The following is a 12,007-nucleotide window of genomic DNA, read 5'->3' as shown; positions in this document are numbered from 1 at the left end:
CACTTTTTTACCAATCTAAGCATCCCAGCAAAATGAACCATTCACTTTTAGAGATCTTCCGACTGATCTTGACCCGCTATCTCCGGACAGCTTTTGTAGCTTACATTAACGATGGCCGCTGCTGCCGGTCAGTTTGTATTGCTTATCCGTTGGCTTGGCTGTTCTGACCTTAATATCTGTTAACGCCATGCTTATCTCCTCCCAGTTGCTACAAGCATTATCGAACCGGAAATACCATCATCTATACCAACATCTGTTGGTAGATGTACGTTGAAGTCGGTTGACCTTGAGAGAGTTAATATAGCGGGAATGATGGGTAAATACTGGATTTCAGACACAAAAAAAGCCGCCCTTAAGCGACTTTAATTCACATCTTTTGGTGCCGAAGGCCGGACTCGAACCGGCACGTATTTCTACGGTTGATTTTGAATCAACTGCGTCTACCGATTTCGCCACTTCGGCACTGAAGGGGATGCGGAAACGTTGTGGATTATACCTGTCGCGCGCCGCCATGCAAGCGACGACGCGCGAAACCCGCGCTAAGTGCCCAAAAAACCAGCGCCCTTCGTCAGTCCAGCTCAGACACCGCCAGTCGAATCACCCTCGCCGCCTTCTGCTCCGGCAGCGCCAGCACCTTGGCCCACATCTCCTGCACCATATCGCAGGAGAGCTTCTCTTTGCCCGCCGCCTTCTCCGGCATCTGCAGCAGCTGGATGTCCTCGCCGTACTTATCGGCAAGTGCCTTCATAATGGGTCGCACATCCTCGACAGCCGCCTCGCGCTCGGCGGGGGTCACGGTGTGGCGGTTTTTGCCATAGGCCGCGCGCATCATGTCGGCGTCGGCCTGCATGCGCCGCGCCATCAGGTCTTTATCCAGCATGCGCATCGGGTTCACGCCACCCTTCACCGTCGGGTAGAGGAAGCGGAAGCAGGCGTCGTCGCTCACCTTCTGGATGGCGGCGGTCTGCTCCATGTTGATGGTCATGTAGTTCACCACGTTGGCGTCCGGGGCGTTTTGCAGGCGCGACATCTGCAGATGCAGGATCTGCGGCTGGATGGTGTCGATAATCTGCTGCTCCGGCTCGCCCGCTTTTTGCAGGGCGGCCATCTGGTCGAGGATGCGCTGATGCAGCGCGGGCTCCTGCTCCTTAATCACCTGCCAGGCGGGCATCGCGTTAAGGGTGGTATCAATCTGCGCTTCCGGAGCGCGTTGCCTGTCAAAGAACACCCAGAACGCCACGGCGGCGGCCACCACAACAACCATCACGGTACGGGTCCACGTTTTATTCATCTCGCATCCTTATCCTTGAGTTGTGCCGGTTTACACCGGCACGCCGCTGTGGAAGCGAAACTCGTGGTCCGGTGTCGAGATAAGTGTGGCTTCAATTTCGCCAAAAAGCTGTATGCGCGGTGAGATATCGTCGTCGCTCACCTGCTGGGCCAGCGTCAGGTAGTCCTGATAGTGGCGCGCTTCCGAGCGCAGCAGCGAGAGATAGAACTTCTGCAGGTCGTCGTCGAGGAACGGGGCCAGCGCGGCGAAGCGTTCGCAGGAGCGGGCTTCGATGTAGGCGCCGCAGATGAGCTTGTCGATCAGCGTCAGCGGTTCGTGGGTGCGCACTTCCTTCAGCATCCCTTTGGCGTAGCGGCTGGCGGTGATTTTGACGTACGGAATGTCGCGGGCCTGCATCGCCTCGCGCACCTGCCAGAAGTGGTGCAGCTCCTCTTTAATCAGCAGCACCATGCTGTCGATGAGCGCCTGGCCCCACGGGTCGTCGGTTTTGGGCATCACGCTTTTGCCAATCTGCCTGTGCAGGGCGATGAAGTCCGGTTCCGGGCCGTCGCGGAAGGTGAACTGTTCGTAGGGTTTGAGCCAGTCGAGCAGCGCGTCGGCACCGCTTTCGTCGGCGACGTATTTACGCACCAGCAGCAGCGCGGTCTGGGCGGCCTTGAGCTCGCACACCATGTGGTCGGTGAGCAGCAGCGGCAGGTTCGCCGGGTCGCGGGCTTTATCAATCCATGCTTGCGGGGTCGGGCACTGGAGGAAGTTGAGTACGGGGGCGAGTATCTGCGGGTAATCCATGGTTCTGCCTTGAAAAAGCGGTGGCGCGCGCCACCGCCTGAAACGCTTAGTGACGCACGCCGTCGTCGTCTTCGTCGACGTAATCTTCGTCGTCGCCTTCTTCGCCGTCTTCACCGTTCGGATCTTCGAAATAGGTTCCCCAGCCGTCGTATTCCACTTCAAACTTCTCGGCCAGGTTCATCAGCTGTTCTACCTGCGCGTCGATCAGCTCCGCCTTCAGCGCGCCTTCGCTCAGGATGTCGCAGCAGATGACGGTGTCGCCCTCTTCCACTTCCAGCTCTTCCGGCTCGGTCACTTCGTAACCCAGCTTGAAGGCTTCCACGGCCAGTTTTTCCAGCGCGTCGAAATCATCCGCAGAGAAATGGTGCTCGATGGTGTACAGCGCGTCCGGATCGCTACCGTCTTCCAGCAGTTCTTCAATAATCAGACGCGTCTCTTCGCGTTGCTCTTCCAGGTGTTCCGGGTTTGCCATGGCTCAATCCTCTTTAAAGTGCGGCAGATACTTCTATTTTCACACACGGACGGGTTTGCCTCCACCTTTGTTGGAAAGAATTGTGAAACGGGGTTGCAAATGAATAATTACACATATAAAGTGAATTTTAATTCAATAAGTAGCGTTCGCCATGTGAGGATAAAATGTCTGATCTGTACAAGAAACACTTTCTGAAATTGCTCGACTTTACCCCTGCACAGTTCACTTCTCTGCTGACCCTTGCCGCACAGCTCAAAGCCGATAAAAAAAATGGCAAGGAAGTACAAAAGCTTACCGGTAAAAACATCGCGCTCATCTTCGAAAAAGACTCAACCCGTACACGATGCTCTTTCGAAGTTGCCGCATTTGACCAGGGCGCGCGCGTCACGTATTTAGGGCCGAGCGGCAGCCAGATTGGGCATAAAGAGTCAATTAAGGACACCGCACGGGTGCTCGGGCGGATGTACGACGGCATTCAGTATCGCGGCCACGGCCAGGAAGTCGTCGAAACGCTGGCGCAGTATGCGGGCGTGCCGGTGTGGAACGGGCTGACCAACGAGTTCCACCCGACGCAGCTGCTGGCGGACCTGTTGACCATGCAGGAGCACCTGCCGGGCAAGGCGTTTAACGAGATGACGCTGGTTTACGCGGGCGATGCACGCAACAACATGGGCAACTCGATGCTGGAAGCGGCGGCGCTGAACGGGCTGGATCTGCGTCTGGTGGCCCCGAAGGCCTGCTGGCCGGAAGAGAGCCTGGTGGCGGAGTGCAGCGCGCTGGCGGAGAAGCACGGCGGGAAAATTACCCTGACGGAAGACGTGGCGGCGGGCGTGAAGGGCGCGGACTTTATCTATACCGACGTGTGGGTGTCGATGGGCGAAGCCAAAGAGAAGTGGGCGGAGCGGATTGCGCTGCTGCGCGGGTATCAGGTGAACGCGCAGATGATGGCCCTGACCGGCAATCCGGACGTGAAGTTCCTGCACTGTCTGCCGGCGTTCCATGACGACCAGACCACGCTCGGTAAGCAGATGGCGAAAGAGTTCGACCTGCACGGCGGGATGGAGGTGACGGACGAGGTGTTCGAGTCGCCGGCGAGCATCGTGTTTGACCAGGCGGAAAACCGGATGCATACGATTAAGGCGGTGATGGTGGCGACGCTTGGGGAGTGATTGACTCCTCTGCGGTCTGGTGCCCTCACCCCGGCCCTCTCCCACAGGGAGAGGGAGCAAACACTAAAAAACGACAACAGCGTTATCGTCAGGCAGAAAAATTCATTTTATTGACGCTTTCTCAGATAGACATTAACCATAATAAGAATTTATGTTTTTATTAACCATTATTTATTGAGTAGATAATGGTTAATATCAGGTCATTATCAATTACAAAACACCGGATATTATCGGCGTAATATTTCCTTATTGCTGCATTTCGTTAATAAGGATTATTTATGTCATGGAATAAGCATGAAGCTGTGTCATACGCCCGTAGCCACGCACTAACCCATACTGGACACTATTGCGCTCGAGCAATCGCCGCCGCCATTCGAGCCGGAGGGCTTAAAATCGAAGGGGCAAACGCTAAGGATTTCTGGCGTTCTCTTGAAAAAGCAGGGTTCTCAAAAGTCTATGGCACCCCCATAGAGGGGGATATCGCGGTGATTGATGCCTTGCCCGGCCCGAATCAGTACGGGCATGTCTGTATTTACGATGGCGCTGGAACCTGGTATTCAGATTTTAAACAGAGAACACTGTACCCGGGGCCAACCTATCGCCAACTCCAGCCAGCAATAACCTTATACAGGCATTATTAATATGAATAAGCTCATCTTAATTGTGTTATTCAGCACAGCCGCATTGGGGGCCGAAGATTTTCAGATACCGATGCAGCGCGCCCTTGAATTCAATCGCTGGTACGTCAAACAGGTGAAAAACGATCGTTATCCCATCCAACAGGGAAATGAAATCGATAAGTTCGTTACGGCCAGCACCATGAAAAAATTACGTCATGCAGACGATCCCCGTTATGCCGACGCTGAATTTTACGAGGCTGATTTTTTTATGAAATCGCAGTATATCGGCGAGGACTGGGCTGAGAATGTGGCTATTGATTCGTATGATTCAGACCCGGTCTGTGTAAACGTGAATATCACGTTTGGCAAAAAGACCCAGCACACAGTCATTGATTGCATGGTTAAAGAAGATGGGATCTGGAAAATTCAGTCTGTCGCCGCTCGGGATAATAATTGATTCCCCCGCTAACAATAATGTAGCCGGGTGGCGCTGCGCTTACCCGGCCTACACAACCCGTAGGCCCGTGCAAGCGAAGCGCCGCCGGGCAAATCAGGTGACGATGCGGCCTGATGCCCTTTCTCCCACAACCCGCTCTACTCAATTGATTTTTCACCCCGAAAAAGGTACGTTTTCGCCTTAATTCCAGCGTGGACATGCCAGCATTATGCCGATTATTCAGTCTGTTGAACGTGCGTTGCAGATCCTCGACCTGTTCAACGAGCAGGCCACCGAGCTTAAGATCACCGACATCAGCAAACTGATGGGGCTGAGCAAGAGTACCCTCCACTCGCTGCTGAAAACCCTGCAGCTTCATGGCTATATCGATCAGAACCCGGAGAACGGCAAGTATCGCCTCGGCATGAAGCTGGTCGAGCGCGGCCATTTCGTCGTGGGCTCGATGGATATTCGCCAGAAGGCGAAAAGCTGGCTGACGGAGCTGTCCCAGCGGACCGGGCAGACTACCCATCTGGGGATCCTGGACGGGCGTGAAGGGGTCTATATCGAGAAGATTGAAGGCAAGCTGGCCGCCATCGCCTATTCGCGCATCGGCCGCCGCCTGCCGGTTCACGCCACCGCCATCGGCAAGGTGTTGATTGCCTGGCTGGGCGAACCCGAGCTGAACGCCCTGCTGGAGGGCTATCAGTACACCACCTTTACGCCTTCTACCCTCTCCTCTCGCGAAGCCTTAATAAGCGCCCTGGCGCAGACCCGCGAACAAGGCTACGCCCTGGACAGCGAAGAGAACGAGCAGGGCGTGCGCTGCGTGGCGGTGCCGGTGTGGAACCATGAATCCCGCGTCATCGCCGCCCTGAGCCTGTCGACGCTGACCTCCCGGGTGGGCGACGCCGAGCTGGCTAACTTCCGCGAGCAGCTTCAGCAGGCCGGGCTCCAGCTCTCACGCGCGCTGGGCTACCCGGCCTGAGCCGTTAGGCCGGCTCGTAGGTGAAGTAGTCGAAGTCCGCGTGGCAGCCGTCGCCGCTGATGTCCTCGCAGTGCAGCCCCACAAACGCGCCGGTGAAGAAGCCGCGCCCGCCGATGTAGTCGTCCGACAGCTTCCACGCCTCATAGGTTACCGGCACGGCGTGCCACGTCTCGCCGTCGAACGAGTAGCTGTAGCGGTAGACCAGCGTATCCACATCTACCCGCAGCCAGACGCTCTCCGCACTCTCCGGCACCGGAATCGGCTGCTCGTGCAGCGGCCACGACGGCACGTTGTGGTCGAGCTGAATAACCTTAATCGTTCTCCCCTGTCCCTCCTCGTAGTCCACAAAGCAGTAGCTCCAGTTTTTGCTGTTGTAGTAGCAAGTCAACCCCGCGCTCTGCTGGAAGTGGACCGGCGAGAACTGCATCCGCGTTTCTGCCCGGAAGGCGAAGTGCTGCCAGCGGCGCGCCACGGTCGACTGGGTAAAGGTCGAGTTGAGCGAGTCGTTGCCGTAGAGCCGTAAGTAGCCCGGGCGCGCGGTGAGCGAGCCGAGGGTGTCGTCGAACGGGATGCGCAGGGTCTGCAGTTCCGTGTCAAGCGAACTGGCGTCAAAATCCTCCCGCCAGTAGCTCTGAACGGCAGCGGGCTGCTCGGCAATCTGCGGGCCTTTTACGGTCAGCTGCGCGTGCCTGCCGCCTTCCACGTACGGCCAGCCGTCGCGCCACTCAATGCGGGCGATGCCGGTCTCGCGGCCGAGCGGGCAGTAGCCGCGCCCGCCGGAGGCCAGCAGCGGCACGCCGGGCAGGCGCAGCGGGCGGCTGGTGAGGTAGGCCATGTACCATTCCCCGGTGTGGGTCTGCAGCAGCGAGCCGTGGCCGCTCTTCTGCAGCGGGTTCTCCGGCAGGTGCCAGCTGGTCATCATCGTCACGTCCGGGTGCAGCTCGTACGGCCCGTCGATATTTTTGGAACGCAGCACCACGACGGCGTGCTCGTAGCTGGTGCCGCCCTCGGCGACCATCAGGTAGTACCATCCCGCGTGGCGGTACAGGTGCGCGCCCTCGGTGTAGCAGAGCGACGTGCCGGTAAACAGGGTTTTGCGCTCCGGCGAGAGCGTGCCGGTCTGCGGGTCAAACGCCTGCATCACGATGGTGTTGTGCGGGTTGCTGTGGTGGCGCGGCCCCCACGGGCGGTAGATATAGTATTTGCGGCCGTCGTCGTCGTGGAACAGGGACGGGTCAAACCCGCCGTTGCCCATCGGGATCGGCTCGCGCCACGGGCCCTCGATGGACGGTGCGGTGACCAGGAAGTTGCGGCCGTTTTTCCACGGCGAGTCGACAATCTTCACGTCGGTATAGAGCAGCCAGAATTTACCGTCGGCGTAGCTCAGGCACGGCGCCCAGATGCCGCCGGAGTCCGGGTTGCCCTTCATGTCCAGCATCGACACGCGGTCCAGCGGGGTGCTGACCAGCGACCAGTTTTTCAGGTCGCGGGAGTGGTAGATGCGCACGCCCGGGAACCACTCGAAGGTCGAGGTGGCGATGTAGTAGTCCTCGCCCTGACGGCAGAGGGACGGGTCCGGGTTGAAGCCGGTGAGTATTGGGTTGGTGATTTCCATAGTGCCTCCGGTTAATGGGATGCGGCTGTCGCAGCGTCGGGAATGGCCTCGCCCTGCGCCGCGCGATGCTTGATCAGCTGCTGGCTGATGGCCTCCACGCGGGCGTCGGTGAGCTTATAAAACGACAGCATGATGAACATGCCCGCGTAGAGCACCACCGGCACCACGCAGAACAGAATTTTTATGGTGGTCAGCACCTCGACAGGCTGCACGCTGCTGCTGGCGGAGTAGTTCACGTACGCCAGGATCCAGCCCACCACCGCCCCGCCAATCGCCAGGCCAATCTTCAGGCTGAACAGGTAGGTGGAGAACACCAGCCCGTCGAGGCGGCGACCGCTGCGGCTCTCCTCGTAATCCACCACGTCAGAGGCCATCAGCCACTGCAGCGGCGTGGTGGTGTTAAAGACGAACAGGAACAGGATGTTGAGGGCGAAAATCAGCGCGATGTGCTCCGCCGGGGTGACGAAAATCAGCAGGCTAATCAGCGAGTAAGCGACGATGATCCACTTGAAGGCGGTAACGCGGTCGAAGCGGCCCAGCAGGCGGGAGGAGCAGAGCGAGCCGAACATGGTGGCGAGGCTGCCGTAGAGTAAGAACTGGGTCGCCATCTCCGGGTGATCCATCACGTATTTCACGAAGTAGAGCGTAGCCCCGCCGCGTACCACGTTAGAGCAGGTCGCCATCATCTTGAACGCGCACATGATGCGCCACTGGGTGTTGCCCAGCAGCAGCTTAAGATCTTTCGCCACCGACGAGCCCGGCTGTACCTCAAAGGTGTAGCGCTCTTTGGTGGTGAAGAAGCAGACGTAGAGCAGCACCACGCCGCTCAGGCCGAGTACGCACATGGCACCGAAATAGCCCACCTGCTCGTTCCCTTTGCCGATGATGCTCACCAGCGGCAGCGCGATGCCGCTGATGGCGAGCGAGCCCGCCGCCGCCAGGAAGAAGCGCCAGGACTGCAGGGCGTGACGCTCTTTCGGATCGGCGGTAATGACGCCCGGCATGGCGCAGTACGGCACGTTAACGAAGGTATAAACCAGGGTCAGGAGAATGTAGGTCACGCAGGCGTAGATGATTTTGCCCTGCGCGGAGAAGTCCGGCGTGTAGAAGGTCAGCACGCAGACGATGCCGAACGGGATGGCACCCCACAGCAGAAACGGGCGGAACTGGCCGTGCCGCGTGCGGGTGCGGTCTACCAGCAGCCCCATCAGCGGGTCGGTGACGGCGTCGAGCACGCGGGAGACCAAAAACAGCGTGCCCATAATCCCCGCCGACAGGCCGAAGACGTCGGTGTAGAAATAGGCCAGCAGGAACATGGTGGCCTGCCAGACGAAGCCGCAGGCGGTGTCACCCAGCCCGTAGCCAATTTTATCTTTCATGGTTAATTGCGTCATCAGAATTACACCCTTATGTAGTGTGCTGAATTACAACATCGTGTTAATGGAGTGTAATGAGCTGTTCAATTAACCAGCAATGGTCATATCTTATTTCTGAATTACGTTATTTTGCTTTTGTGACGCCACCGATATATCTCAAGCCATTGTTTATATTATTAAATAACAAAAACGACAAAGCCGTCCGCGGAATATTTCCCGCAGACGGTTTTACCTCTGAAAATAATTAAATGCCGAGCGCTTTTTTACCGGCGTTAATTACCTCGATAATTTTATCGGTGTCATAAATACAGCCTTTCCAGGTGCCGCCGCTCACCGACTGCAGCGCCGCCCACAGCCGGGTATCGTCCGGCAAAAAGTCGTGGGCGTGCAGGTCCGGATGCGTCTGCCGCCGTGCCAGCTCGCGCGCCCCCTCTTCCGGCGTCAGCGGGTTGTCCGCCGTGCCGATGAAGTTCACGCTACCCGTGAGGGTCAGGCGGTCCACGGCAATCTCGATGATGTCGTTATCGCGCAGCTTACCAATCGGCCCGCCCGCCAGCGCCTCCGGCGACACGTGGCCGAAGCAGGCGCCCGTCGACACGCCCGAAAAGCGCGCATCGGTGATTAACGATACCGTTTTGCCCCACGAGATGTGTTTGAGCGCGGAGGTGAGCTGGTAGGTCTCTTCCATGCCGGTGCCGGACGGCCCGCCGCCGATCACCACCATGATATCGCCCTGCTTAATCTCTTCCCGCTTAATGGCCCTGATCGCCTGCGCTTCCGAGACAAACACCCGCACCCGGCCAGTGTGGCGGTAAACGCCATCTTCGCCCACCACCGACGGGTCGATCGCCGTGGCCTTGATCACCGACCCTTCCGGCGCGATGTTCCCCGTCGGGAAGCAGACCGTCGAGGTCAGCCCTTTCGCTTTTGCCTTCTCCGGCGGCAGGATCACGTCATCCGGATCCACGCCGTCCTGCTCGCGCAGGCACTGGCGGAAGCGCGCCCGGCGCTCGGACGCCTGCCACCAGTCGAGGTTCTCGCCCACCGTCTGGCCGGTCACGGTCATGGCGTCCAGGTGCAGCAGGCCGAGATCGCGCAGATGAAGCATCACCTCCGGCACGCCGCCCGCGAGGAACGCGCGCACGGTCGGGTGATAGTCCGGGCCGTTGGGCAGCACGCTGACCAGACGCGGCACCTTACGGTTGACGCGCGTCCAGTGTTCAACGTCCGGGATCGTGCAGCCCGCCGCGTGGGCGATGGCCGGAATGTGCAGCAGTAAATTGGTGGAGCCGCCGAACGCCGCGTGGATCACCATGGCGTTTTCGATGGCTTTATCGGTGAGGATATCGCGCGTGGTGATGCCGCGGTTATCCAGCTCGCTCACCGCGCGCGCCGACTGGCGGGCGATCTCCAGCCACACCGCCTGTCCGGACGGCGCCAGCGCGGAGTGCGGCAGCGCCAGACCGAGCGCTTCGGCCACCACCTGCGAGGTGCCCGCCGTGCCGAGGAACTGGCAGCCGCCGCCCGGCGACGCGCAGGCGCGACAGCCCAGCTCGGCGGCCTCCTGCAGGGAGAGTTCGTGGTTGGCGAAGCGCGCGCCGATGGTCTGGACCTTGCCCGCATCTTCTCCCACGGTCGGTGGCAGCGTCGCCCCGCCCGGCACCAGAATGGTCGGCAGGTCGTGCATGGAAGCCAGGGCAATCATGGTGGCGGGCAGCCCTTTATCGCAGGTTGCCACGCCGATCACCGCCCGCCGCGTCGGCAGGGAGCGGATCAGGCGGCGAAAGACGATCGCCGCGTCGTTGCGGTACGGCAGGGAATCAAACATGCCGTGCGTGCCCTGAGAACGGCCGTCGCACGGATCGCTGACGAAGGCCGCGAACGGGATCCCGCCGTTGCGGGTGATCTCCTTCGCCGCCGCCTGCATCTGCATGCCGATCTCCCAGTGCCCGGTGTGGTAGCCCAGCGCGACGGGGCGTCCGTCTCCGGCGCGGATGCCGCCCTGAGTACCGATAATCAGCACCTCTTTGCCGGTGAGCTTGTTGGCGTCCCATCCCATCCCGGCGTTCTGCGTCATGCCGAACAGGTTGCCGCTGGGAGATTCCATCAGCATCTGCGGGGTCAGCGGCAGCGCGCCCTGCGGCCCCGCCGCGTGGGTGATCACCGCATAAAACGCATCGTCCTGTGGGGTGAAAATGTTCTCGATGGTCATGGTTATCGTCCGGCTCAGCAGAGCTTGAGCTGTTGCAGCAGGGTTTTCAGCTGCGCCTTGCGCGGCTCGTCCAGCGCAGAGGCGGGCGGCAGCACGTGCGTGGAAATCGGGCAGCCGCAGAGCACAATCGCCTCTTTAATGACGTTCACAAACGGCGTATCCAGCTGATACATCTGCGGTATTTGCAGTAAGGTCTGATGATACTCAGCCGCTTTCGCCACGTCTTTATCCCGCCAGGCTTTCAGAAGATTCACCGACACCTGCGGGGCAAAGTTGCCGCTCGCCGAAATCGCCCCGTCGCCGCCGAGCAGCAGGGTATTAAACAGATGATCGTCGTAGCCGCACAGCACGGTGAAGTGCGGATGGGCGGCTTTGACGGTGTGGATCATGCTGCGCAGGTGGGCGACGGAGTCGATGGTGTCTTTGATGCCGACGATGTTGCTGCGCGAGTCGGCCAGGGTTTTCACCAGCGCCGGGGTCAGATCCTGCCCGGTCAGCGCCGGGAAGTTATAGAGCATCACCGGCAGCGTGACGCTGTCCGCCACCTGCTCGAAGTAGCGGATCAGATTCGCTTCCGACACTTTCCAGTAGTAGGGGTTAATCACCACGATGCCGTCCGCGCCCGCCTGCTGCGCGTGCTGGCTCAGTTCAATGGTTTCCCGGGCGTTGGTGCCGCCGGTGCCGATCAGCACCGGCACGCGACGATCGACGTGATCGATAGCAAAGCGGGCAATGGTTTTACGCTCTTCGCCGCCGAGCTGGGAGAACTCGCCGCCGCTGCCCAGGAAGAACAGGCCGTCGACGCCTGCCTTGATCAGATCGTCGATCAGCGCGGCGGTGCCCTGCTTATCGAGCTGGCCGTCGGCGGTAAAAATGGTGGAGACAGGGGGAATGATTCCCGTGAACAACGCGGACTGCGGCATGAGATCTCCTTGCTGAATCATTTTGTTCTACATTATAGAACAGCGTTCATTAAATTAACGATCATACTATGACGCAGAAAAAGCGCAGGTAAATGGGAAGAGAAAAGGGAGTGCGG

At 59.3% G+C, this 12,007-nt stretch carries 12 protein-coding genes, 1 tRNA gene and 1 pseudogene; 5 read left to right on the top strand and 9 right to left on the bottom strand.

The window, feature by feature from the left end; translation table 11 throughout:
* Positions 1 to 114: 114 nt before the first annotated feature.
* The 5 genes and pseudogenes from HV355_RS21070 to rraB all read right to left on the bottom strand — a co-directional run.
* Positions 115 to 189 (bottom strand): annotated as a pseudogene (locus tag HV355_RS21070) (DUF4102 domain-containing protein); the annotation flags it as partial.
* A gap of 188 nt (positions 190 to 377) precedes the next feature.
* Positions 378 to 462, bottom strand: a tRNA-Leu gene (locus HV355_RS21065).
* 106 nt (positions 463 to 568) lie between these two features.
* The gene (locus HV355_RS21060) at positions 569 to 1,291 is read right to left on the bottom strand and encodes a topoisomerase II (RefSeq protein ID WP_182403290.1); all 723 of its coding nucleotides are present in this window, start codon (positions 1,289 to 1,291) and stop codon (positions 569 to 571) included.
* Between the two features lie 30 nt (positions 1,292 to 1,321).
* A complete protein-coding gene (miaE, locus tag HV355_RS21055) occupies positions 1,322 to 2,080 on the bottom strand; it encodes a tRNA isopentenyl-2-thiomethyl-A-37 hydroxylase MiaE (protein ID WP_182403288.1) in 759 nt (252 codons plus the stop codon).
* 46 nt (positions 2,081 to 2,126) lie between these two features.
* Positions 2,127 to 2,552 (bottom strand): ribonuclease E inhibitor RraB, encoded by a 426-nt coding sequence (rraB, locus tag HV355_RS21050; RefSeq protein ID WP_029739283.1) that lies wholly within the window; start codon positions 2,550 to 2,552, stop codon positions 2,127 to 2,129.
* Positions 2,553 to 2,651: 99 nt separating this feature from the next.
* On the opposite strand from rraB, the gene HV355_RS24040 reads away from it, so the two are divergent.
* The 5 genes from HV355_RS24040 to xynR all read left to right on the top strand — a co-directional run bounded on the left by HV355_RS24040 (position 2,652) and on the right by xynR (position 5,765).
* The gene (locus HV355_RS24040) at positions 2,652 to 2,747 is read left to right on the top strand and encodes a hypothetical protein (protein ID WP_220470778.1); all 96 of its coding nucleotides are present in this window, start codon (positions 2,652 to 2,654) and stop codon (positions 2,745 to 2,747) included.
* Entirely contained in the window at positions 2,717 to 3,721 is a 1,005-nt protein-coding gene (gene argF, locus HV355_RS21045; protein ID WP_182403286.1) for an ornithine carbamoyltransferase, read from the top strand. Before HV355_RS24040 ends, argF begins: the two co-directional genes overlap by 31 nt.
* A 278-nt stretch (positions 3,722 to 3,999) precedes the next feature.
* The gene (locus HV355_RS21040) at positions 4,000 to 4,362 is read left to right on the top strand and encodes a hypothetical protein (RefSeq protein WP_017383896.1); all 363 of its coding nucleotides are present in this window, start codon (positions 4,000 to 4,002) and stop codon (positions 4,360 to 4,362) included.
* A 1-nt stretch (position 4,363) separates the two neighbouring features.
* Positions 4,364 to 4,798 carry a DUF3828 domain-containing protein gene (locus HV355_RS21035; protein ID WP_182403284.1) on the top strand — a complete coding sequence of 145 codons (435 nt, stop codon included), beginning with the start codon at positions 4,364 to 4,366 and terminating at the stop codon, positions 4,796 to 4,798.
* A gap of 208 nt (positions 4,799 to 5,006) precedes the next feature.
* Positions 5,007 to 5,765 carry a DNA-binding transcriptional repressor XynR gene (xynR, locus tag HV355_RS21030; RefSeq protein ID WP_182403282.1) on the top strand — a complete coding sequence of 253 codons (759 nt, stop codon included), beginning with the start codon at positions 5,007 to 5,009 and terminating at the stop codon, positions 5,763 to 5,765.
* A gap of 4 nt (positions 5,766 to 5,769) precedes the next feature.
* On the opposite strand, the gene HV355_RS21025 is transcribed toward xynR, so the two are convergent.
* From HV355_RS21025 to yagE, 4 genes are all read right to left on the bottom strand, one after another.
* On the bottom strand, positions 5,770 to 7,380 hold the full coding sequence (locus HV355_RS21025) for a glycoside hydrolase family 43 protein (RefSeq protein ID WP_182403280.1): 1,611 nt from the start codon (positions 7,378 to 7,380) through the stop codon (positions 5,770 to 5,772).
* An 11-nt stretch (positions 7,381 to 7,391) separates the two neighbouring features.
* A complete protein-coding gene (locus HV355_RS21020; protein WP_148400899.1) occupies positions 7,392 to 8,774 on the bottom strand; it encodes an MFS transporter in 1,383 nt (460 codons plus the stop codon).
* Between the two features lie 226 nt (positions 8,775 to 9,000).
* A complete protein-coding gene (gene yagF, locus HV355_RS21015) occupies positions 9,001 to 10,968 on the bottom strand; it encodes a xylonate dehydratase YagF (RefSeq protein ID WP_182403278.1) in 1,968 nt (655 codons plus the stop codon).
* Positions 10,969 to 10,982: 14 nt separating this feature from the next.
* Positions 10,983 to 11,891 carry a 2-keto-3-deoxygluconate aldolase gene (gene yagE / locus HV355_RS21010; RefSeq protein ID WP_182403276.1) on the bottom strand — a complete coding sequence of 303 codons (909 nt, stop codon included), beginning with the start codon at positions 11,889 to 11,891 and terminating at the stop codon, positions 10,983 to 10,985.
* Between the last annotated feature and the right edge of the window lie 116 nt (positions 11,892 to 12,007).

Origin of the sequence: Enterobacter sp. RHBSTW-01064, assembly GCF_014103035.1 — a bacterium.
Taxonomy (GTDB): Bacteria; Pseudomonadota; Gammaproteobacteria; order Enterobacterales; family Enterobacteriaceae; genus Enterobacter; species Enterobacter mori.
The sequence above is the reverse complement of the archived record's forward strand: the minus strand, read 5'-3'. Positions and strand labels throughout refer to the sequence as shown.